Source organism: Gordonia neofelifaecis NRRL B-59395, assembly GCF_000192435.1.
Taxonomy (GTDB): Bacteria; Actinomycetota; Actinomycetes; order Mycobacteriales; family Mycobacteriaceae; genus Gordonia; species Gordonia neofelifaecis.
Genome location: NZ_AEUD01000026.1, coordinates 1 through 22,109 on the forward strand (window position 1 = coordinate 1; position 22,109 = coordinate 22,109).

21 protein-coding genes, 1 tRNA gene and 1 pseudogene are annotated in these 22,109 nt (G+C 68.1%); 6 read left to right on the plus strand and 17 right to left on the minus strand.

Annotated features, from left to right (window positions below):
* Positions 1-177, minus strand: a pseudogene (locus SCNU_RS20265) (3-keto-5-aminohexanoate cleavage protein); the annotation flags it as partial.
* A 1,138-nt stretch (positions 178-1,315) separates the two neighbouring features.
* Between SCNU_RS20265 and SCNU_RS18990 the strand changes: the two are divergent.
* On the plus strand, positions 1,316-1,957 hold the full coding sequence (locus tag SCNU_RS18990; RefSeq protein ID WP_009681040.1) for a ScbR family autoregulator-binding transcription factor: 642 nt from the start codon (positions 1,316-1,318) through the stop codon (positions 1,955-1,957).
* 18 nt (positions 1,958-1,975) lie between these two features.
* Here SCNU_RS18990 and SCNU_RS18995 read toward each other — a convergent pair whose 3' ends face one another.
* Complete coding sequence (locus SCNU_RS18995; RefSeq protein WP_009681041.1) at positions 1,976-3,106, minus strand: glycosyltransferase family 4 protein; 1,131 nt, start codon at positions 3,104-3,106, stop codon at positions 1,976-1,978.
* A 28-nt stretch (positions 3,107-3,134) separates the two neighbouring features.
* On the opposite strand from SCNU_RS18995, the gene SCNU_RS19000 reads away from it, so the two are divergent.
* A complete protein-coding gene (locus SCNU_RS19000) occupies positions 3,135-3,902 on the plus strand; it encodes a methyltransferase domain-containing protein (protein WP_009681042.1) in 768 nt (255 codons plus the stop codon).
* 274 nt (positions 3,903-4,176) lie between these two features.
* On the opposite strand, the gene SCNU_RS19005 is transcribed toward SCNU_RS19000, so the two are convergent.
* From SCNU_RS19005 to tgt, 4 genes are all read right to left on the minus strand, one after another.
* Positions 4,177-4,668 (minus strand): hypothetical protein, encoded by a 492-nt coding sequence (locus tag SCNU_RS19005; protein WP_050792876.1) that lies wholly within the window; start codon positions 4,666-4,668, stop codon positions 4,177-4,179.
* Positions 4,669-4,701: 33 nt separating this feature from the next.
* On the minus strand, positions 4,702-7,287 hold the full coding sequence (locus tag SCNU_RS19010) for an ABC transporter permease (RefSeq protein WP_009681044.1): 2,586 nt from the start codon (positions 7,285-7,287) through the stop codon (positions 4,702-4,704).
* Between the two features lie 4 nt (positions 7,288-7,291).
* Positions 7,292-8,128: an ABC transporter ATP-binding protein gene (locus SCNU_RS19015; RefSeq protein ID WP_083812637.1), complete on the minus strand. Its 837-nt coding sequence runs from the start codon at positions 8,126-8,128 to the stop codon at positions 7,292-7,294.
* A gap of 105 nt (positions 8,129-8,233) precedes the next feature.
* Positions 8,234-9,484 carry a tRNA guanosine(34) transglycosylase Tgt gene (gene tgt / locus SCNU_RS19020; RefSeq protein WP_009681046.1) on the minus strand — a complete coding sequence of 417 codons (1,251 nt, stop codon included), beginning with the start codon at positions 9,482-9,484 and terminating at the stop codon, positions 8,234-8,236.
* A 44-nt stretch (positions 9,485-9,528) separates the two neighbouring features.
* On the opposite strand from tgt, the gene SCNU_RS19025 reads away from it, so the two are divergent.
* Positions 9,529-9,978 carry a hypothetical protein gene (locus SCNU_RS19025; RefSeq protein ID WP_009681047.1) on the plus strand — a complete coding sequence of 150 codons (450 nt, stop codon included), beginning with the start codon at positions 9,529-9,531 and terminating at the stop codon, positions 9,976-9,978.
* Between the two features lie 312 nt (positions 9,979-10,290).
* Here the strand turns inward: SCNU_RS19025 and SCNU_RS19030 are convergent, their stop codons facing one another.
* Positions 10,291-11,607 carry a UDP-N-acetylmuramoyl-tripeptide--D-alanyl-D-alanine ligase gene (locus tag SCNU_RS19030; RefSeq protein WP_009681048.1) on the minus strand — a complete coding sequence of 439 codons (1,317 nt, stop codon included), beginning with the start codon at positions 11,605-11,607 and terminating at the stop codon, positions 10,291-10,293.
* 39 nt (positions 11,608-11,646) lie between these two features.
* Between SCNU_RS19030 and SCNU_RS19035 the strand changes: the two genes are divergently transcribed.
* Positions 11,647-12,720: a D-alanine--D-alanine ligase family protein gene (locus tag SCNU_RS19035; protein ID WP_009681049.1), complete on the plus strand. Its 1,074-nt coding sequence runs from the start codon at positions 11,647-11,649 to the stop codon at positions 12,718-12,720.
* Between the two features lie 151 nt (positions 12,721-12,871).
* Here SCNU_RS19035 and SCNU_RS19040 read toward each other — a convergent pair.
* The 4 genes from SCNU_RS19040 to SCNU_RS19055 all read right to left on the minus strand — a co-directional run bounded on the left by SCNU_RS19040 (position 12,872) and on the right by SCNU_RS19055 (position 14,467).
* Positions 12,872-12,959 (minus strand) — tRNA-Ser (locus SCNU_RS19040).
* Positions 12,960-13,026: 67 nt separating this feature from the next.
* Complete coding sequence (locus SCNU_RS19045) at positions 13,027-13,356, minus strand: hypothetical protein (protein WP_009681050.1); 330 nt, start codon at positions 13,354-13,356, stop codon at positions 13,027-13,029.
* A gap of 93 nt (positions 13,357-13,449) precedes the next feature.
* Positions 13,450-13,938, minus strand: a complete 489-nt coding sequence (locus tag SCNU_RS19050; protein WP_238526496.1) for a nucleoside deaminase — start codon at positions 13,936-13,938, stop codon at positions 13,450-13,452.
* Positions 13,939-13,945: 7 nt separating this feature from the next.
* Positions 13,946-14,467, minus strand: a complete 522-nt coding sequence (locus SCNU_RS19055; protein WP_040518931.1) for a tRNA adenosine deaminase-associated protein — start codon at positions 14,465-14,467, stop codon at positions 13,946-13,948.
* A gap of 69 nt (positions 14,468-14,536) precedes the next feature.
* Here SCNU_RS19055 and SCNU_RS19060 point away from each other — a divergent pair, with 69 nt between their 5' ends.
* Complete coding sequence (locus SCNU_RS19060) at positions 14,537-15,490, plus strand: prephenate dehydrogenase (protein ID WP_009681053.1); 954 nt, start codon at positions 14,537-14,539, stop codon at positions 15,488-15,490.
* A 259-nt stretch (positions 15,491-15,749) separates the two neighbouring features.
* On the opposite strand, the gene SCNU_RS19065 is transcribed toward SCNU_RS19060, so the two are convergent.
* The 6 genes from SCNU_RS19065 to SCNU_RS19090 all read right to left on the minus strand — a co-directional run bounded on the left by SCNU_RS19065 (position 15,750) and on the right by SCNU_RS19090 (position 20,415).
* Positions 15,750-16,346: a putative glycolipid-binding domain-containing protein gene (locus SCNU_RS19065; RefSeq protein ID WP_009681054.1), complete on the minus strand. Its 597-nt coding sequence runs from the start codon at positions 16,344-16,346 to the stop codon at positions 15,750-15,752.
* A 16-nt stretch (positions 16,347-16,362) separates the two neighbouring features.
* Positions 16,363-17,061, minus strand: a complete 699-nt coding sequence (locus SCNU_RS19070) for a hypothetical protein (protein WP_009681055.1) — start codon at positions 17,059-17,061, stop codon at positions 16,363-16,365.
* A gap of 114 nt (positions 17,062-17,175) precedes the next feature.
* Complete coding sequence (gene catC, locus SCNU_RS19075) at positions 17,176-17,457, minus strand: muconolactone Delta-isomerase (protein WP_009681056.1); 282 nt, start codon at positions 17,455-17,457, stop codon at positions 17,176-17,178.
* Between the two features lie 5 nt (positions 17,458-17,462).
* Complete coding sequence (gene catA, locus SCNU_RS19080) at positions 17,463-18,320, minus strand: catechol 1,2-dioxygenase (RefSeq protein WP_009681057.1); 858 nt, start codon at positions 18,318-18,320, stop codon at positions 17,463-17,465.
* Between the two features lie 56 nt (positions 18,321-18,376).
* Entirely contained in the window at positions 18,377-19,480 is a 1,104-nt protein-coding gene (locus SCNU_RS19085; protein ID WP_009681058.1) for a mandelate racemase/muconate lactonizing enzyme family protein, read from the minus strand.
* The gene (locus tag SCNU_RS19090; RefSeq protein ID WP_009681059.1) at positions 19,477-20,415 is read right to left on the minus strand and encodes a LysR substrate-binding domain-containing protein; all 939 of its coding nucleotides are present in this window, start codon (positions 20,413-20,415) and stop codon (positions 19,477-19,479) included. The genes SCNU_RS19085 and SCNU_RS19090 overlap by 4 nt, the downstream gene beginning before the upstream one ends.
* 249 nt (positions 20,416-20,664) lie before the next feature.
* On the opposite strand from SCNU_RS19090, the gene benA reads away from it, so the two are divergent.
* Complete coding sequence (gene benA, locus SCNU_RS19095; RefSeq protein ID WP_009681060.1) at positions 20,665-22,095, plus strand: benzoate 1,2-dioxygenase large subunit; 1,431 nt, start codon at positions 20,665-20,667, stop codon at positions 22,093-22,095.
* The last annotated feature ends 14 nt before the right edge of the window (positions 22,096-22,109 follow it).

Sequence of the window (22,109 nt, forward strand, 5' to 3'; positions counted from 1 at the left end):
GCCGACCTGCAGAATCATGTCCGGCACCGCCTCCCGCAGACCCGCGAGGAGCTCATTGAACTTCGACAACCGCTTCGAGCCCTTGCCGTCGAGCTCACGCACGTGAATGTGCAGCACCGTCGCCCCGGCCTCATAGCAGTCCACCGCCTTCTGGATGTGCTCCTCCATCTCATCCGGAGAGTATACGAGGACCGCGACGACTGGGTTACCGTGAGTCCTATGGTCATGGGCATCGGCACCGCGTCGCGACTGCGCTCCCCTCGACCGCGTGCGCGTACCGCAGATGCTGGCATTTAATAGTAGCATCACTGCCAGTAAGTATCACCGGCGCAGCACTGGTAGGGGTCCTCATCGACGTCTCAGCTACCAATGGGCGATACGTAACCGAGAGTGTAAGGACCACATACGATCACTTGATGTGATGCGACTCATGCTATGAGCGCCGAAGGTCCCAGACTTAACTTGACGGGACTGAAAACTTGCCAGATCGGGACGATCATGCAGGATCGCGCCCTCAGGAGCGTCGAGCAACGCGGTGACGAGAGTGCCGAGACGCCGCGCGGGATCTGCAAGCAAGGTCCAGTGTTTCCGGGGTCGCGGCTGCCGGGTTGTCGATTGGGAATCGTCGCGTCCGAGGGCGTCGTGATCGGCGATAGTGACGTGCGCGTCCCCGTGAGGACTGCTCGTGGACCATATGTCCACGAGAGGTGATGACGGGGACGCGGAGGACGGTGTTGTCCTGTAGCGGCGTCGCCCTCGTCCAGATTCTTGTCCCGTTACCGCTCCGGCTGTTGGGGAGCGGGTGCGCCTGCAGGGTGGTCGAATAGCCCGCGAACCCTTCGACGGGGCTCAGGAGAACCGAAGTGAGCGAGCGTATCGAGACGGCGTGCGGATCTCGATACGCCGCGGCGCTTGCGCGCCGAGGCTACTCGATCAACCTGGGGCCCTGGGCTACTCGATCAACCTGGAAGACGCCTCGGCCACTCGATCAGCCTTCGGACTCCGGGCTGGGACGGTCCTCGCGCGGAACGACAAACGCCAGTGCGCCACCCTCGCGATCAGATCGGCGCGGGGGTCGCGCACTGGCGTCGGCGGACCGTCGGCGTCGGACTCGACTCTGAAGCACCCCTCGGCCAGTCGGCGGAATTCCTCCGTGTCCCAGCCGATGTCGAAGCTTCAGTCACCACTGTCCGGTAAAACCGGTTCACCGGTATGTAACCGTATACTCTCAAGTAATAACCTGCAAGTCTTCTCGGTTACGATATGTGCCGAATAACAGCACATCAGAGCGTATTTTCATGCATGGGGGTCGGCGATGGTCCAGCAGGCGAGAGCGGTTGAGACACGCCGCCAGATCGTCATCGGCGCCGCGAATCTCTTCAGCCGTGTCGGCTACGAGCGCGCGCGACTCAACGACATCGTCGGCGAGAGCGGACTGACGCGCGGCGCGATCTACTTCCACTTCCAGTCGAAGGACGACCTCGCGAGCATCGTCGTGGACGAGTTCCAGACGGTGTCGATGGAAGCCGTCGCCGCGATCGCCCAGCTCGACACCTATGCCATGCGGCAGATCGCGATGCTGTGCCGCGAGATGGGCCGACTGCTCGTCGACGACCCCGTGGTCCGCGCGGGCATCCGCCTGATCATCGAACTCCACTCCGGCGAGGCCCCGATCCCGGTGTATCTGGCCTGGATCGAAGCGATCAAGTACTTCGTCGCCAAGGGCATCGACGAGGGCGATGTGAAGCCCGGCATCGACCCCGACGACGCGGCGGTATTCGTCACCGAGTCGTTCGTCGGCGCGCACGTCCTGTCCCACGCCGTGTCCGGGCACGACGACCTCCCCGCGCGCATCGACCGCCTCGCCGACTTCCTGGTGATCGCCCTGATGCCCGACGACCGCGTCGCCGCTCATCCTGACCTGCTCGGCGCCCGGTGGACTCCGGAGCGCACCTGAGCTCGGTAGCGCGTCGGCTCAGCCGACCACCCGGTCGAAGACCCGCGCGAATCCGTCCGCAGTGCCCGACCAGGAGAACCCCTCCGACCGTTCGCGGGCGGCGGTGCCGAATGCGCGGCGGCGCTCGGGATCGGCGCCGAGCGCGGCGGTCGCCGCGGCCAGTTCCGCCGCATCGTCCACCAGTACACCCGTGACGCCGTCGACGATCGAATCGACCAACCCCGCGGAACTGCGGTAGCCGACAGTCGGCACCCCGTGCTGCGCGGCCTCGATGACGGCGAGACCCCACCCCTCCTTCTGCGACGGCATCAGGTGCACGTCGGCACCGGCCAGCAGCTCGTGCTTGCGTCGATCGCTGACGTGACCATGGAACGTCACCCGATCGACCACTCCCAGCGACGAGGCCTCGGCGCGGAGCCGATCGGCCCACCAGCCGTCACCCACGACGTCGAGGTGGACGTCGGCCCCGGATCCGGCCAGGCTCGCGACCGCCGCCAGCGCATCCTCGATCTGCTTGTGCGGGACCAGTCGCGAGACTGCGATGAGGCGCAGCTCCGCCCCGTCGGCAGGCGCCGAGATGCCGGCAGGGACCGGGTCGATACCGCCGCGGACCACGGTGATCCGGTCGCGGTCGACGCCGAGGTTCGCGAGTTCGACGGCCGACGGCTCGGAGACGGTCACATAGCTGTTCCTCCGGTGCACCCACGGCGCGATCCTCGACTCGATGCGCCAGCCCACCCGGGCGAGCACCGGCCCGGCCACCGGCCACTGCTCCCGATGGCAGTGATGCACAAGCACGACGGTCGGAGCGTCGGTGACGAGCCGCGCGAAGAACGGGACGCCGTTCTGCGTGTCGACGACGACGTCCGGCCGGTAGCCCGCCAGCCGACCCCGGCCCCAGCGGGCCGCGAGGATGGTCGCCAGCGCCCGCGGATACACCGTGAGTCGGCCTCCACCGCGAACGATCCGGACACCGTCCCGCATCTGCATGCGCGCCGATCCGGGATAGCGCGCGGTGAGCAGCGTGACCCGCGACCCGCGCGCCGCGAACTCGGCACCCACCCGTTCGAGGTAACGCTCACTGCCGCCGCCTTGCGGATGGCCGGTGTCACGCCAGCACAGCAGCAGGACATCGGTCGGAACGCTCATTCCGTCCAGCGTATGCGAACCTGACTGCATGCCGCGTTCCCGGATCCCAGCCGCTGCCGATCACTTCGCCCGGCACGCCACTCTCCGTCGATCGATCCGGCTGCTGGACGCGTTCCGCTATGAGCAGTCGGTCCCCGCACGGTTCTACTCCGCGCTCGCGGAGGACACCGCGATGATGGTCGCCGACCTGCATCCCGAACCGCTGTCGGGCGCAACGGTCCTCGACGTCGGCGGCGGACCCGGATTCTTCGCCGACGCGTTCGCCGACCGCGGCGCCCGCTATCTGTCGGTGGAGCCGGATGCCGGCGAGATGAGCGCGGCGGGCATCGACCAGCGCACGGCGGTGCGGGCGCAGGGTGAGCATCTGCCGTTCCGGACCGGCAGCGTCGACGTCTGCTACTCGTCGAACGTCGCCGAGCACACCCCGACGCCGTGGGAGATGGCCGACGAGATGGTCCGAGTGACCCGCCCCGGCGGGACCGTCATCCTCAGCTACACCCTGTGGTGGGGCCCGTTCGGCGGCCACGAGATGGGGCTGACGCACTATCTCGGCGGACATCGCGCCGCACGCCGCTACACCCGCAGACACGGCCATCCGCCGAAGAATCTGTACGGCGTCTCCCTGTTTCCGATCACCGCCGCCGCGGGTCTCCGCTGGGCGCAATCCACAGGCGAGGCGACCCTCGTGGCGGCGATTCCACGCTATGTCCCCAGGTTCGCATGGTCAGTTGTGCACATCCCCGGCATCCGCGAGGTCGCCGCGACCAACCTGGTACTGGTGCTTCAGAAAAACTGAGGTCAGGGCATATTTCAGCGCCTGCAAACGACCGGTGAATCCATCCACACTGTGGAAATTACATGTGTGTAATTCATACACACTGTGGATGATGGCTGTGGATAACTGTTGATAACTTATCCCGAACTGTTAACAGTCGCCAAACTGGGCACACTGCACCACTTCAGTCACACTACTCGAATATTTGTTCGATGCACAAGGCTGTGCACAACGGCAGAGCCGGTCCGGACATGTCGTGTCCGGACCGGCTCGTGAGGTCCTGTCAGCAGCGCGCTCAGTGAGGCAGGCGCCCCGCACACCGCAGCGGGCCCCCGTGGGCCGTGCTCGACGACACCAGCTGATCACCCTGCAGGATGGTGCAGGTCACCGGTCCGCGGACGACGATCGCGGTCATCTCCACGTCTCGATCGGAGACCGTCGTCTGCGACGACCACGGCGTGCCGGTCGCCGCGATCACCACGCGGCCACCCGAATCGCGGTAGGCGAGCGCCACCACGTCGCCGTCGCCGGTGAGCTGATAGGTCACCGACCCCGGCGGAACGGTGGTCGTCGTGCGGGTCGGAGTGGTCGGAGCGGGCGACGACGTCTCGGTGTCCGACGTCGTCGTCGCCGCGCTCGGCGTCGACGTGGAGCCAGGGGCCGCGGTGTCAGCCGGCCCCGACCGGAACACCATGAATCCGACCGCGGCCAGAATGATCACCGCGACGATCACCACCAGCGACAGCAGGACGGTGCGGCCGCGACCCGACGGCGATTCGCTACTCATGCCGATCACCGTATACCGGGACGATCGCCACCCTCATTCGGAGGTGATCGCCTCGAGTGGACGCGTCCGCGCCGCCGTCACCGCAGGCCACAGGGCCGCGATCACACCGACCACCGCGGCGCCGACCAGCGTTCCGCCGATCAGGCCCCAGGGGATCACCACCCCCTCCAGGCCCCAATAGGCCAGGGTCCGGACGAGCGGGATGCCGATCGCCAGACCGAGGACCGTGCCCAGGAGGGCGCCGAAGACCGCGATATACGTCGACTCCAGGTAGATGGTCCGGCGCACCTGAGCACGGGCCATGCCGACCGCCCTCAGCATGCCGATCTCCTGCCGCCGCTCCACCACCGACAGCGCCAGGGTGTTCACGATGCCGAGCACCGCGATCACCAGCGACAGCGCCAGCAACGCGTACAGCGTCGCCATCATCTGGTCGATCTGCGAGGAGATCGAGCTCTTGAACTGGTCACGGTCCTGCACCTGCGCCGTGAGGTACTCGGCTGTCGCGCTCTCGAGCTGAGTGCGCAGGTCGCCGGCCTTCACCCCCGGTTTCGCGACGACGAGGACCGGGCCGGCGATCCGCTTGGTCACCGCGGGCATCAGCTGCTCGTACGAACCCCAGCCGACCATCACCGAGGTGATCGCCTCGTTGCGCTCGAAGATGCCGGTCACCTTGGTCACGACCTCGTCGCCGGTGGCACTGGTGAAGGTCACCTGGTCCCCCAGCTTCCAGCCGTGGTCGCGGGACTCGGCGTCGCTGATCAGCAGGCCGTCGTCGGGCAGATCGAGGCTGCCCTGTGTCACCGTGATCGAGGCGACGTCGCCGATCGCGCCGCCGTACGGGGAGGTCACGTACGTGTCCTTGCCGTCCAGCTTGGCCTGGCCGTACGCCTGCGCGACCACCTTGTCGGCTCCCGGAGCCTCCTTGACCGCGTCGACCACCGACAGCGGCAGCGGCATGTTGTTGGTGCCCGTCACCACGAAGTCGGCCTTGAGTCCCTTATCGACCGACGAGTTCACGGTGCCCTTGAACGACCATCCCAGCGTGCCGATCACGACTACCAGCATCAGCCCGAGAGTGAGCGCGAACGCCGTCGCGGCGCTGCGCCGCGGGTTGCGGACGGCGTTGGTCCGGGCCAGCTTGCCGACGGTGCCGAACGGCTTCTGGAAGATCGCGCCGAACACGCCGACCACCGGCTGCGAGATGGCCGGGGCACCGAGCACCACCGCGATCACCGCGAGCAATGCGCCGACGCCGACGATCGTCGCCGCACCGGCACCCTCGCCCAGGCCGCCGACCACAAGCGCGGCCACCCCGAGGACGCCGAAGATCGCGGCGGCCAGGGTGCGCACGCGCAGTGAACCCGCGCCCGGTTCCACCGTGCTCTCGCGCATCGCCTCGACGGGCGGGATCCGCGAAGCCCGACGTGCCGGAATCCAGGCGCTGAGCAGCGTCACGACCACGCCGACGAAGATCGCGGACAGGATCGCCGCGATACCGACATCGACGCCGTTGGACGGGAGTCCCTGCGACTTGGTGAAGGCCAGCATGCCCGCCGCGATCGCGACACCGAGCCCGAGACCGATCACCCCGCCGATGACGCCGACGATGAGCGCCTCGAGAAGGACCGATCGCGAGACGTTCTCGCGGCTGGCGCCGATCGCCCGCAGCAGCGCGAGCTCGCGGTTCCGCTGCGCGACGATCATCGAGAACGTGTTGTAGATGATGAAGGTGCCGACCAGCAGACCGATCGCCGCGAACGCGAGCAGGATCGCCCGGAAGATCGTCAGGAACTGCTGAATGCTCTGCTTCTGGTCCTCGCGCACCTGGTCGCCGGTCCGGACCTTGTAGAGCTCGTCGACGTCGACGGACTTACCCGACTTCGCGACGGCATCGGCGATCTGCGCGTGCACGGCGTCGCGCAGCTGCTCGTCGGAGACGCCCGGACGCGCGGCCAGATCGACAGTGCTCACATAATGACCGTCGGAGAACAGCTTGGCCGCGGTGGCCTGGTCGAACAGCACGCCGACGTAGCCGCCGGTGGACGACTCGGTGTCGTTGATGCCGACGACCGTCACCTCCATCGGCGCGGCCAGTCCGGCACCGACGACCACCTTGGTCTTGCTGCCGACCGTCAGCGAACCCTTGTCCGCCGCGCCCGCGTTGATCGCGATCTCACCGGACTTGGCGGGCGCGCGGCCCTGCGTGAATGTCACGTCCTGACCGACGGCCTGATCCGGCGGGAGGTAGGTCAGGCCCATACTCGGTGCACCGCCGGTCTGGACCGCCCGGCCCGAGGAGTCGGCGAGGGTCACCGAACCGGAGTTCAGGGCGGCGAGCCGCTCGATGCCGAGCTGCTGCTCGTTCTTCTTCAGACCGTCGACGATGGCGACCGGCACGCCCGGCGAATCCTGGCCCGCCGCGGTGACCTCCACCGAGACACCCTTGGCGACGTCGTCGAAGATCGAGTTGAATGCGCTCGACACCGTGGAGGTGAAGATCACCGCGCCCGCGACGAAGCTGGTGCCCAGAACCACGGAGAAGACCGTCAGGACCAGCCTGATCTTGTGTGATGCAAGGCTTCTCAACGAGACCTTGCGCATGACATTGGCAGCCATGGGTTCAGTTCACCTCGCCGGCGCCGCGCTGGTCCTCGCCGGTCGCACTCGATTCAGCCTGCGGCTGGTCGGGCAGTGACGGCGCGTCGTCGTCGAGCGTGCGCATCACCTCGAAGACGTCGTCGGCCGACGGTCGTTGCAGTTCCTGCACGATCCGGCCGTCCGCGAGGAAGACCACCCGGTCGGCGTACGACGCGGCCCGCGGATCGTGCGTGACGATCACGACGGTCTGGTTGAACTCGTCGGTCGCCGCGCGCAGGATGTCGAGCACCTCGCCGGACGAACGGGAGTCGAGGTTGCCGGTCGGCTCGTCACCGAAGATGATGTCCGGCCGGCCGACCAACGCTCTCGCACACGCCACGCGCTGCTGCTGACCGCCCGACAGTTCGCTCGGGCGGTGCGACAACCGCGGCCGGATGCCGAGGCGGTCGACCACCGTGTCGAACCAGTCGCGGTCGACGTCCCGGCCCGCAATGCCCTGCGGCAGCGTGATGTTCTCCTCCGCGGTCAGGGTCGGCACCAGGTTGAAGGCCTGGAAGACGAAGCCGATGCGGTCGCGCCGCAGCTTCGTCATCTCCTTGTCCGAGAGCCCGATGAGGCCGACGTCGCCGATCGAGACCTGTCCGCTCGTGACCGTGTCCAGACCTGCCAGGCAGTGCATCAGAGTCGATTTGCCGGATCCCGACGGACCCATGATCGCGGTGAACTCCCCCGCGCGGAAACCGATCGACACACCGCGGAGCGCGTGCACCGTGGTGTCTCCGCTGCCGTAGGTCTTCACCACATTGTCGGCACGGGCCGCAACCATGGCGTGTTTACCAGCCGCTGCTGTTTGTGTCATGGGATCAAAGGTGTCAGAACTGACGGCCCCGCGCATCAGGGACCACCCTTAATCGTCGATTACGCAGCGAATCCTCAGGGATCGGCGGCCGGAGATCGGCGGTGCCTATCGCGTTCCGGCGTAATAGCGGCGCAGGAACTCGTCGCGGTACTCGAAGTAGTTGCCGTCCTCGATCGCTTTGCGGGCTCGATCGACGAGGGTGATCGTGAACGAGAGGTTGTGCAGCGTCGCCAGAGTGGACGCGAGTCCTTCCTTCGCCTTGAACAGATGGTGCAGGTAGGCGCGCGTGTACTGCGTCGAATAGTTGTCGAGCTCCTCGTCGAGCGGACGGAAGTCGTTGCGGTACTTGGCATTCGTGATGTTGTACCGGCCGTCGAACGAGTAGATCGCGCCGTTGCGCGCCACCCGGGTCGGCGAGACGCAGTCGAACGTGTCCGCACCGTTCTCGATCGCGGTGAAGACATCGTCCGGCTCGCTGATCCCCAGCAGGTGACGGGGAGCGTCGTCGGGCAGCTCGTCGGTGACCCAGCCGACGATGGTCCCGAGATTCGCCTTCTCCAGCGCGCCGCCGATGCCGTAGCCGCCGAATCCCTTGCCGCCGTTGTCGCGATCGATCCGGCTCAGTTCGACGAGGTCGCGCGTCGCCTTACGGCGCAGGTCCTCGTACTGGGCGCCCTGCACCACACCCCACAGCGCCTGCTGCGGGCGGTGTGAACGCTCCGTCGAGAGCCGGTTGTGCTCGGCGAGACAGCGGATTGCCCACTGCCGGGTCCGCTCCAGCGAACTCTCCTGATAGCCGCGCGTGTTCATCAGAGTGGTCAGCTCGTCGAACGCGAAGATGATGTCGGCACCGAGCTGGTGCTGAATCCCCATCGACACCTCGGGGGTGAATCGATGCATCGAGCCGTCGAGGTGCGACTTGAACGTGACGCCGTCGTCGTCGACGTTGGCGAGCCGCTCCTTGCCCTCGGCGATCCGCTCGTCGTCCTGCTCACCGACGAGGTCCATCGAGATGACTTTCTTGAAGCCGGCGCCCAGCGACATGACCTGGAACCCGCCGCTGTCCGTATAGGTGGGGCCCGGCCAGTTCATGAAGGAGCCCAGGCCGCCCGCCTGGTCGACGATCTCCGGTCCCGGCTGCAGGTAGAGGTGATAGGCGTTCGCGAGGACCGCCTGTGCACCCAGCGCCGCGACCGACTCGGGCAGAACCGTCTTGACGGTCGCCTTGGTCCCGACCGGCACGAAGGCCGGGGTCTGGATCTCGCCGTGCGGAGTGCTGATGGTTCCGGTGCGCCCTGCGGTTCCGTCGAGACGCGCGCGAGGCGTGAAGTGGCTGGTGGTCACGGATGCCATCATCCCAGTCGTGCGCGGACGCGCTCAAATTCGTTAGCGTTGTGCCCATGACTCGCACGATGAAACTGGCCGCGACCGCACTCCTCGGCTGCTCGATCGCCCTGGCCGCCACCGCTTGCGGCTCGGAGAACGAAGCCGCATCCGGCACCGATCAGGCGAGTGTCACCGCCGCCACCCCGCCTGCCGATCGCAGCGTGCCGGTGGTCGGCGGACCCAAGCCGAAGAGCAGTGCCGCCGACGAGACGACCGATGAGACGACCGCGAACGACAAGACCTGCGGTGCCACCAAGGGACCGGACGGCGCCCTGCAGATTCACATCGTCGCGGGGGATCTCTCCTGCGACACCGCCAAGGACATCGCCAAGGAGTACGGCCCGCTGATCGCGACCGGTACCCCGCAGACGGTCTCCGGCTGGGACTGCGGCCCCTCGACCACCGTCGGCGAACTCGCCCGCTGCACAAAGGGCAGCCAGGCGTTCGCGCTGATGCCGAACTGAGGCGCTATCGGTTGAGCGGCGGGATATCGGGGCACCAGGTTTTCGACTCGCTTCGCAGCCACCCGCCGGTTGAGCGAGGGGAGCCTCCTCGTCGGTTGAGCGAGGGGAGCCAGCCGCCGGTTGAGCGAGCGGAGCGAGTCGAAACCACCGCCACCCGGGCCGGAACCCGACCACCAGCGCGGCTCACTGGGTTTCGACTCGCTGCGCTCGCTCAACCGACGAGGGGCGCGCGCTCAACCGACGAGGGGTGCTCGCTCAACCGACGAGAGGCCAACGGGGCACCCGCTCAACCCCCGGCGCGGCGCGAAGCCCTCAGGCCAGGGCCTGGGCGACACGCTCCAGCGCGGCGACGCGGCTGCCCTTGACCAGGACGGCGTCGCCGCTGCGGAGGTCGCCGAGCGCGTCGACGGCGCCGTCGACTCCGGACACGTGTGTGACGCCGGCGCCATAGGCCGGTTCGTCGACGGCGATCACCGTCACCCCGAGCGCCACGGCCTGGTCGGCCACCTCGCGGTGCGCGGCGGCGCTGTCGTCGCCGAGCTCGGCCATGGTGCCGAGGACCGCGAATCGACGGCCCGCGTCGATCCGGGCGAGCGCCGAGAGTCCGGCGGCCATCGACGTCGGGTTGGCGTTGTAGGCGTCGTTGATGATCGTGACGCCCGCCGCCGTCGTGCTGAGCTCCATCCGCAGCCCGGACAGGTTCGCGCCGAGCAGGCCCTCGGCGATCTTCTCGATCGGCACCCCGATCCCACCGCCCGCGGCCGCGGCGGCCAGGGCGTTGCTCACCTGGTGCTCGCCCCGGGCGCCGAGACGCACGGCGGTCGTACCCCAGGGGCTGTGCAGCGTGAAGCTCGCGCGGAGTTCGTCGTCGAGCACGATGTCGGTGGCGCGCACGTCGGCTCCGGGATCGACGCCGTACGTCAGCACCCGAGCGCTGGTCCGCGAGGTCATCGCCGCGACCACCGGGTGGTCGGCGTTGAGGACGGCCAATCCGTCGGCGGGCAGCGCCTCCACGAGCTCGCCCTTCGCCTGCGCGACGTCGTCGAGGCTGCCGAACATCTCCAGGTGCACGGCCTCGACCCGGGTCAGCACACCGACGGTCGGTGATGCGATGGAGCACAGCTGGGCGATGTGCCCCACTCCCCTGGCACCCATCTCGAGGACGACCGCCTCGGTGTCGTCGGGGGCGCCGAGCAGCGTCAGGGGCAGCCCGAGCTCGTTGTTGAACGACTTCTCGCTCGCCGCGGTCCGGAAGGTCGTGCCGAGCACGCCCGCGAGCAGATCCTTGGTCGAGGTCTTGCCGACGGAGCCGGTGACGCCGACCACGCTGCCCGGCAGGCCCGCGCGGACGAATCGGCCGAGATCCGCGAGCGCCTCGGCGGTGTCGGCGACCTGGACGGCGGTCGCACCGAGAGCCGGATCCGGTGCGCGATCGGTCAGGTATACGGGAGCGCCCGCCTGCACCGCCGACGGGATGAAGTCGTGGCCGTCGCGGGCGGCGACGATCGGCACGAACAACTGTCCGGGCCGCGCGGACCGCGAGTCGATGCTCGCGGAATCGACCGTCGCATCGGGTCCGTGAAGGGTTCCGCCCGTCGCGGCGGCGATCTGACTGGCTAGGAGACGCACGACAGACCACGCTACAAGCAAGCACGTATGGTTGCACCCATGAGCACCCCCCTCATCCGGCTCGTCGTCCTCTACGGCGGAGTGTCCGCCGAGCACGATGTCTCCCGCGTGAGCGCCGCCCATGTGCTGGCCGCTGCGGATCGTTCCAAGTACCAGCTGATCCCGGTCGGCATCGACAAGCGGGGCGCCTGGCACCGCAACGACGCGGCCGCCGAGGCTCTCGCCGCGGGTGCGGAGCTGCCGAACAGCCTCGACGTCGACGGCCCCGAGGTGAACCCCCTTCAGGTACTCGCGGGGTCGCCGGAGGACCTGACGGTCGTCTTTCCCCTGCTTCACGGACCGCACGGCGAGGACGGCACCGTGCAGGGCATGCTCGAACTGTTCAAGCTGCCGTACATCGGCTGCGGCGTGCTCGCCTCGTCCGTGTGCATGGACAAGGCGATGGCCAAGGAGGTCGCCGCGCGCGCGGAGATCCCGCAGTGCAAGTGGCTCACGTTCCGCGACGGCGTCGACGATCCCCGCCAGATTCTGACGGACGCGGCTGATCAGCTCGGCTTCCCGATGTTCGTGAAGCCCGCGAACATGGGCTCGTCGGTGGGTGTGAGCCGCGCGGAGACGCTGGAGGAGCTCGACGCCGCGATCAACGTCGCCCTCCGCTACGACGACGTCGTGGTGATCGAGGAGGCCGTGGTCGGCCGGGAGATCGAGGTCGCCGTCCTCGGCAACGCCGCGCCCGACGCCTCCCTGCCCGGCGAGGTGAAGCCGGGCAGCGAGTTCTACGACTACGAGGACAAGTACATCACAGGCGCGGCCGAGCTGATGATCCCCGCGCCCCTGTCCGACGAGGCGATCGCCGACGTGCGCGAACTCGCGGCCGACGCCTTCGTCGCGCTGCGCTGCGCCGGACTGGCCCGCGTCGACTTCTTCTACGAGGAGGGCGGCCGCGGCTGGCTGCTGAACGAGGTCAACACGATCCCCGGATTCACTCCGGCCTCGATGTATCCGAAGATGTGGGAGGCCACCGGCATCGGCTACTCGGATCTCATCGATCGACTGGTCACGCTGGCGCTCGAGGTGCACCGGCGGCGGAGTTCGTTCTCGACCGAGCACTGACGCGGACATACTGACCCGAGCGTCCCCGTGACGGGCCACCGTGGACGAATAGTCCACGAGAGACCGTCACGGGGACGCTTGCGTCAGCCCCAGCCTGATCGAAGATATGGAAAAGGCCCCTGACCTGCATTGCAAGTCAGGGGCCCTTCAGCGGTGGCGGAGGGATTTGAACCCCCGGTGCAGGGTTACTACACACGACATTTCGAGTGTCGCACCTTCGGCCGCTCGGACACGCCACCGCGGAAAACTGTACCGCAGTGCGTCGCCAGAGTGAAATCGGCAGGTCAGCGGCCATTTCGTCGTGATTCAGCGACCGGACAGCTTGTCCGCGAACTCGTCGAGCTTCGACTTCGCAGCCGCGACCGCATTCGCGACCTGCTCGCTGTTCGCGATCTCGGTCACCTTGCCTTTGGCGGTGTCCACCGCGCCGACCACGTGTTCGTTGTTCGCGATGTCCGAGAGGGTGGTCTTCGCCGTGTCCACGGCGCCGGCGACGTGCTCGTTGTTCGCGATCTCCGTGAGTTTCGCCTTGGCACCCGCGACGGCGTCGGTCACCTGCTCGCTGCTGGCGAACTCGTCGACCTTCCGCACCACCGAGTCGACGACCTCGTTGATCTTCTCGAACGCATCCGACATCTCATTCCCCTTCTCCGCGACGGCTGCCTACACCTCGAATCTGCCATAGGTCACCGCGACCCGCGAGGGCGCGAGCGGGAAATCAGGGTCAGTTCAGGGCTGTCCCCGATGGGCCGCGAAGAAGTCCCGGACCAGCGCGGCGCACTCGTCTTCGCGGACACCGGCCAGCACCTCCGGCCGGTACATCTGACGGGGATCCCGGAGCACGTCCCAGAGGGACCCGACGGCGCCGGTCTTCGGCTCCCAGGCACCGAAGACCACCCGGGAGATCCGGGCCAGCCCGATCGCGCCCGCACACATCGTGCAGGGTTCGACCGTCACGGCAAGGGTGCAGTCCGACAACCGCCAGCCGTCGCCGTGGCGGGCAGCGGCCGCTCGGAGGGCGAGGATCTCGGCGTGCGCGGTGGGATCGGCGTCAGCCTCCCGACGATTGGCCGCCCGCGCGAGTTCCCGACCGTCCGGCCCGAAGACGACCGCACCGATCGGCACGTCGGCCGGGTCTGCGGCACGTGCGGCGTCGAGCGCCGCGGACATCATCGCGCCGGCGGCCCGATCCACCTCTCCCCGATCCGGGCGAGACATGGAGGCGTCAGCGACCGAGCTTGTCGAGTTCCGCGGCGAGCTCGTCCGCGAAGCCGAGGCGAGCCGCGATCATCCCGATCTGCTCGTCGGCGTAGAGGTCGGTGTCACCGACGATGATGCTCAGGACGGCGTCGGGCAGGCCGAGGTCGGTGAGGATCGACAGGTCGCCCTCCTCCCACGGATCGACGTCGTCGAGTTCGTCCGGATCGATGTCCGGGATGTCGATGTGCAGGGCGTCGAGCGCGTCGGCGGCGATGTCGTAGTCGACCGCGGCGGTCGCATCCGACAGCAGCACGTGGGCGCCCGTCGGCGCGGGACGGACGATGAGGAAGAACTCGTCGTCGACGTCGAGCAGACCGAAGACCGCACCGGTGGCCCGCAGTTCACGCAGTTGGAGTTCGGCGTCGTCGAGGCTGTCGAGAGCGGACGGCTTGAGCGTCGTCAGCTTCCACCCGGTCTCCTCGCGGATCACCGCCACGGCGAATCCCTCGACCTCGTCGTATTCGCTCTGCGCACCGGGCTTCGCCATGACCGCCACGGTAGCCGCTTTTGGGGACTCTCCCAAGTCGAATCCGCGCCGATATGCCACGCTGGATCCGTGTCTGCTGCACCGTCTCGCCCCGTATGCATTCTCGGTCTCGGCCTGATCGGCGGGTCGCTGCTGCGCCGCCTCTCGGACTCGGGCATTCGAGCTTTCGGTTACAACCGTTCCACCCCGACGGTCGACGCCGCGGTGACCGACGGCTACCGCGCGTCGAGTGTGCTGCCCGAGGTACTGGCGCAGGCCGCGGCCGACGACGCGATCGTCGTGCTGGCAACGCCGTTCACAGCGCTCGACACGATCATCACCGCCGTCCGCGACACCGCGCCCGACTGCCTGCTCACCGATGTCGTGAGCGTCAAGGAGCAGGTCGCCGAGCTCGTCGGACGTCTCCATCCCGGTGCCCGGTACGTCGGCGGCCATCCGATGGCGGGCACCTCGCAGTCCGGTTGGGCGGCCACCGATCCCGCGCTGTTCGACGGCGCCATGTGGATGGTGACCACACACGACGACACCGACGCCGACGACTGGCTCGCGGTCGCGGGCCTGGCACGCGCGGCGGGCTCCTACGTGGTGCCCGCGGCGAACGACGCGCACGATCGCGCGGCCGCCGCGATCTCGCACAATCCGCATCTGACCGCCGCGGTGACCGCCACGGTCGGCGCGGGCGAGAGCGATCTGGCGCTGCGGCTGGCCGCGGGCAGCTTCCGCGACGGGACACGCGTCGCCGGCACCGCACCCGACCTGCAGCGCGCCATGCTCGAAGCGAACTCGATCGCCCTGCTGAACACGTTGAGCGAGACGATCGACCGGCTGACCGCGGCGCGGGACGCCCTGCGCGACAACGGCGACGTCGCCGCCATCGTCGACGACGGGCACCGGGCCCGCCGCAAGTATGAGGAGATCGCCGGGGCGGCGCCGACCCCGATCACCGATGTCCGGATCGGCGATACCGGCTGGCAGCAGGAACTGCGCAGGCAGGCTCACCTGGCGCGCGTCTGGATCGGCTGAGCTTCTGGCGCGCGGGGTCTCGACCACCTTGGAGGGGTCAAGACCTGAGGTTCGACCGCACTGCGAATCTGGAGCGCTTGTGCCGTTGAGCGTGACCACCTGGTGGTCACGCTCAACGGCACAAGCACCTGGGGAACTCGGCGGACTTGTCGAGCAGCCCGAGACAGTCGTCAGCGAGGCTCGTGTGTGCCGGGTGTCTCGATGCGCCTCGTCACTACGTTCCTCGGCTTACTCGACAAACCTGAGGAAGCCCCGACCGTCAGATGAGGGTCGCGATACCGCCGTAGTCGCGGACGATTCCGGCATCGTCGACCTCGAGCTCGCGTGAGCCATTCGGGCCGATCACGGTGACCCGGCCATCTGCGAGGCCGACGTAGCTCTTCGGCACCGAGTCGATCTCGCAGTCGGGCAGGCGGAGCGTGACGACCGGGATGTCGTCGCGGCGGACGCCTTCGGCGATCCCGAACCGCCGCACGGGAAGGCCCTTGAAGAACGGGGAGAGCTCGAGGTCGATGACCTCCGCGCCGTCGAAGTCGCTGCGCACGGTGCTGGTCGACGTCTGGACCATCCAGCGACCGTCCATGTCCCGGCTGATGTCGATCGAGCTCTCACCGCCCGCTCGCAGCAGGCGCACCGACAGTCTGCGGGTCACGCCGCTGTCGTTGGTGACCAGTTCATAGGACGCCGAGTACGCCTCGGTGGTCTCGGTGGCCGCCGCGACGATGCGTCCGTATGCGCGGACGCGGGACCCGCTGAGGTTCAGTCGCACCTGTTCCAGCCGGTCGCCGTCCACTCCGCGCCAGGTGAGCATCGCCTTCACGCCGGGATCGGCGGGCGACGCGTCGAAGGATGTCATGCCCTAACGGTAGCGTTCATCCCTCGTAACGACAGGTGAGCATGCCTGAAGACTGCGAGTCCTGCGTCGACTGCCGCGCCACGACCTTGCCGTCGACGGTGATCGAGCACGACGCGGGCTGGGTGTCGGCCAGGATCACGCTGACGCGCAGCAGTGCGTTCTGGCTCCCGCGCACCGTGTGCCGCCACGTACCGCCCGTGCTCCGGTCGATCTGCACCGAGGTGTCCTCGACATACAGGATGGTGGCGCGTCCCGACTCGACCTCGTAGTCGACCGTCGCCCCCTCCGACCGCACCGGCGGCTGCTGCGGGCTGTTCGGGTCGCGCGGGATCGACGACTCCGGCGCATCGGGCAGTCCCTGCAGGTAGGGGTCGTTCGTCGACTGCGTCGCCGGCGGATCCGCCCGCGTCGCGAGGTCGTCGTTCCCGGAGGGGAAGAGCCTGAACGCCAGTGCCAGGCACAGCACGCCGACCGCGATCACGGCGACGCCGATCGCGAGCTTTCTCCGCCGGTCGGGCGGCGGAGGCGGTTGGTGGATCGGCGGCGCGGGCTCCGGCTCATGCACGACCACCGGCTGTGGTCCGGCGAGTTCGCGCGCGCGGTCGTCGTAGGTGAACATCGGAGCGCCGCGGTCGCTGTAGCCGAGCGGCGGGTACGACTGCCCGGCGGCGAGCGGCGGCCGGTAGCCCGGCGACTGCTCAGATGACCGGTCCACGACGACTCCTCCCGATGACTTCCTCGGTCTCGATGGTGCCAGAGTCGGCGCCGGGCACGCCGACGGCCCGGATCCCCGTCGGGAATCCGGGCCGGTCTCACGCGGCCGCCGCGTTCAGGCCTTGACGTCGGACGGGTGGGTGGCCAACGGCGTCACCGCGATGTCCATGTACGGGAACAGCGGGAGGCCCGACAGGATCTCGTGCAGCTCGTCGTTGGACTCGACGTCGAAGATCGAGAAGTTGGAGTACTCGCCGACGATGCGCCAGATCTCGGGCCACTTGCCCGACCGCTGAAGCTCCTGCGAGTACGCCTTCTCCCGCGCGACGGTCTCGGCGCGCACGTTCGGATCGAGGTCGTTCGGGATCCGGACGTCCATCCGGACGTGGAACAGCATGCGCGTCAGCCCTGGACCGGGTCGAGGACGAAACCGTAGTCGATGGTGTAGCCGCCCTTGCCGTCGTCCTCGGGCTCCAGAATCAGCTCGGGCTTCACGGCGTCGGCGATGTCGTCGCCGTTGTGCGGGTCCCCGGGGAAGTACAGCTGCGCGGTGAGCAGCTCGTGGCCGGGAGCCGACACCTTGACGTGCAGGTGCGCCGGACGCCATGCGTGCCAACCGGCCGCCGCGATCAGCTTGCCGCAGGAGCCGTCGGTCGGGATCTGGTAGGGAGCGGGGCGGATCGTGGTGATCTTGAACTTGCCGTCCGCTCCGGTCGAGAAGCTGCCGCGCAGGTTCCACTCGGGAATGTCGGGGGCGAACTGCGAATAGTAGCCGTCCGAATCGGCATGCCACAGTTCGATCTTGCCCTGCAGCGGCGTGCCGTCGGTCGAGGTGATCTGCGCCTCCCACACCAGCGGGTCACCCGCCTCGCCGTCACGCATCGGCACGCTGCCCTCGGCACCCTGCTCCGGCGCACCCGGTACGTAGTACGGACCCTCGATCGAGCCCTTGTTGCCGTGGCGGTGCGCGGTGTTCACATCTTCGACGACGTGCTCGACCCACACATCCAGGAACAGCGGCCACTCACCGTCGAGTCCCACCTGGATCAGCCACGCCTTGAGCGCGTTGTACTCGTCGTAGGTGACGTTGTTGTCGCGGATGGTCTGGTGCACGCCTTCGAGAACCTGCCGGGCGAGCTTGTTCACGCGCTCGGGGCTGACGTCCGCGACGGCGGCGTACGGCGACTTGTCCTGCTGGAACCGCTCGGTGGCGGAGGCCCCGGAGGCGGCGGCTGAGGGGCTGTGCTCGGTGGTGGTCATCTCTGTCTCCTTTGATACTTCAGTCGGTTCTCGCGCGGGCTGTGCGCGAGGGTCTGTCAGTTGTCGGTGCGGTAGTGCTCGAGCTTGTCCTCGTCGATGTCGATACCGAGGCCCGCGCGCGACGACCGCTGCAGGCAGCCGTCGCGGATCTGCAGGGGCTCGGTGAGGAGGTCGTCACTCATGTCGAGGAAGTTCGACAGTTCGCCCGCATATCGCGAGGTCGCCTCGAACGCGGCGCCGAAGGCCAACGTGCACGCGGTGCCGATCTGGCCGTCGATCTGGTTGCCCATCACAATCTCCAGGCCGAGGCCTTCGCCGAGGTGGTGGACGCGGCGCGACTGGGTGAAACCCGTGCGCGCGGTCTTGATGTTGATCGCGGTCGCCGCCCCGGCGAGGATCTCGCGGGTCACGTCGGCCGGCGTCGGCACCGACTCGTCGGCGATGAACGGGATGTCGAGTCTGCCGACCAGCCAGCGCCGGCCGAGAACGTCGTCCGCCGGGCAGAGTTCCTCGGCGAACAGCAGACCGAGGTCGGCCATCTCCTTCATCGCCCGGGCGGATTCGGCGGGAGTCCAGCCGCGGTTGCCGTCGATGTACAGCTCGACGGTGTCGCCGAAGTGATCTCGGAGAGCCCGGACGACGGCGATGTCGAGTTCGGCCGGCCGCCGTCCGACCTTGACCTTGAAGGTCGCGATGCCGTGGCGGTCGCGCATCCGCTGTGCTTCGGCGACCATCGTCTCCGGGTCGTCGAAGCCGAGCATGTGACTGACGCGCAGGCGGTCGGTGTAACCGCCGAGGAGCTCGGAGACCGGCAGTCCGAGGGTTTTGCCGAGCGCGTCCCAGACCGCCATGTCGATGGCCGACTTGGCGGTCGGATTGCCGACCGTCCGCGCGAGCCGCGCGCCGATCTGTTCACGTTCCAGCAGCGTGAGCCCCTGCAGTTGACCGGCGAAGACGTCTTCGATGACGGCGACGATCCCGCGCTGGGTCTCGCCGTAGGTGTACGGGCGGGGCGGGGCCTCGGCGACGCCGACCACCCCGTCGTCGGTCCGCACCCGGACCAGGACGTGCTCGGCGGCGTACACCTCGCCGGAGGCGAAGTGCAGCGGCTTGCGGTAGGGGATCGAGAACGGAACGGCCTCGACGCTGACGATCTTCATCGTGGTTCTCCCATGGCGGTCTCTCCGATCGAGGAGTCGAGGGCCCGCGCGGAGGCGGACGCGAAAGCGGCGGCGGCGACGGCTGCGACGGCGTCGACCACCGGGTTGTCGTCGCCGGCCCGTCGGGCGAGGGCGACCTGCATGGTGCCGGTGTCGGGGAGGTCGCGCACCACGACGTTCTCCAGGGGCAGCGCCCGCACCGACGCGGGCAGCAGTGCGACGCCGAGCCCGGCTGCGACCAGCGCCAGCAGCACCGGGGTGCCGGACGCGTCGTGCGCGCGGTGCGGAACGAAGCCCGCCGCGCGGCAGGTGCGGACGGCGGCCTCGTTGACCGCGGAGTCGCGGCTGTCGTACATGACGAACGATTCGCTGCGCAGATCGTCGACCGACACCACCGGTTCCACGGCCAGTCGGTGATCGGCGGCGACCGCGAGCACAAGCGGCTCGACGTCGATGGTCCGCACCTCGATGCCCTCGCCGACCACCGGCGGCCGGAGCACGCCGAGATCGATCGCGCCGCCGCGCAGTCGGTCGCACTGGTCGGGCGTCAGCAGGTCGGAGACGACCCGCAGTTCGACGTGCGGCAGTTCGCTGCGGACCGCGCGAGCGATCCGCGGCAGATGTGAGAAGACCGCGATGCCGGTGAGGCCGAGGCGGACCACTCCGCTGCGACCCGCGGCCACCCGCTGCACGCCGTCGACCGCCGCATCGATGCTCAGCAGAATCCGGTCGACCTCGCCCTTGAGGAACTCCCCCGCTGCGGTGAGCGCCACCTGACGTGTCGTCCGGGCGAACAGGGAGACGCCGAGCTCGGATTCGAGCTGCCGAATCGCGTACGAGAGCGCAGGCTGGGCGATGTGCAGCCGAGCCGCGGCCTGTCCGAAATGACAGGTGTCCGCGACGGCTGCGAAGTACCGCAGGTGCCGTAGCTCCATGTCGTGCTCCCGTTGCTCTGTTCACTCTCGCCGGCCGGACCGGTCACGCGGGACCCGGACTGTGATCCGGATCATTCACAAATCCACGGTAAGCCGGGCATCCATACAAGACCAGGACTCGTTTTCCGGCCATTGATGCTGTGTGTTTATGAATCGATACCCGGGTCAGGACTAGGGCTTCTGCTCGTGTGAGTCAGAACACGTGATGGGACGGTCGTTTGAGACACCGGCACACAGGAGGTTCCGACCATGACTGCGATCAGCTCTCGCCCCGGCGCATCGATTCCCGGAACGGCGATCACCGCCGACACGCACCAGCACGTGCGCACGGTGCTGGACAACGCGGTCATCGACGACCGCGAGGCGGGCGTCTTCCGCGCCAATCGCCGCATCTTCACCGACGAGGACGTCTTCGAGCTGGAGATGCGACACATCTTCGAAGGCAATTGGATCTACCTGGCGCACGAGAGTCAGGTGGCGAAGCCCGGCGACTACTTCACGACCTACATCGGCCGTCAGCCCATCGTCATCACGCGTGGTCGGGACGGCGAACTGAACTGCCTCATCAACGCCTGTGCGCATCGGGGCGCGATGATCTGCCGCCGCAAGACCGACAATCGCATGACGCTGACCTGCCCGTTCCACGGATGGACGTTCCGCAACGACGGCACCCTGTTGAAGGTCAAGGACCCCGAGGGCGCGGGATACCCGGCCACCTTCGACAGCGAGGGGTCGCACAATCTCACCGAGGTCGCGCGGTTCGAGAGCTACCGCGGCTTCCTCTTCGGCAGCCTCAACCCCGACGTCCTGCCGCTCGACGAGCACCTCGGTGACACTCGCCAGGTGATCGACATGCTCGTCGACCAGTCGCCCGAGGGTCTCGAGGTGCTGCGCGGCGCGTCCACGTACACCTTCGACGGCAACTGGAAGGTCCAGGCGGAGAACGGCGCCGACGGCTATCACGTGACCGCGACCCACTGGAACTACGCGGCCACCACGTCACGGCGCAGCACCGGCGAGTCCAAGAACGACGCGAAGGTGCTCGACGCCGGCGGCTGGGGCAAGTCGGGCGGCGGCTACTGGTCGTACCCGAACGGACACCTCTGCCTCTGGACCTGGGCGGCCAACCCGCAGGACCGCCCGCTCTGGGACAAGATGGACGAGCTCAAGGCGCAGTTCGGCGACGCCAAGGGCGAGTTCATGGTGAAGGGATCACGCAATCTCTGCCTCTACCCCAACGTCTACCTGATGGATCAGTTCTCAACGCAGATCCGGCACTTCCGGCCCATCGCGCCGGACAAGACCGAGGTCACCATCTACTGCATCGCGCCGAAGGGTGAGAGCGACGCCGCCCGCGCCCACCGCATCCGTCAGTACGAGGACTTCTTCAATGCCTCCGGCATGGCGACCCCGGATGACCTCGAAGAGTTCCGGTCGTGCCAGCTGACCTTCCGGGCCACCGCCGCGCCGTGGAACGACATGAGCCGCGGATCCGAGCACTGGCTCACCGGTCCCGATGAGGTCGCCACCGCGCTGAACATGCCGAACGTGATCTCCGCGGGTCTCAAGAACGAGGACGAGGGCCTCTACCCCGTGCAGCACGGCTACTGGCTCGAGACGATGCGCCGCGCCGTCGACGCCGAAGACGCCGAGGCCGCAAGCGAGACGACCGCGGGCTGACGACCCTCGCACCG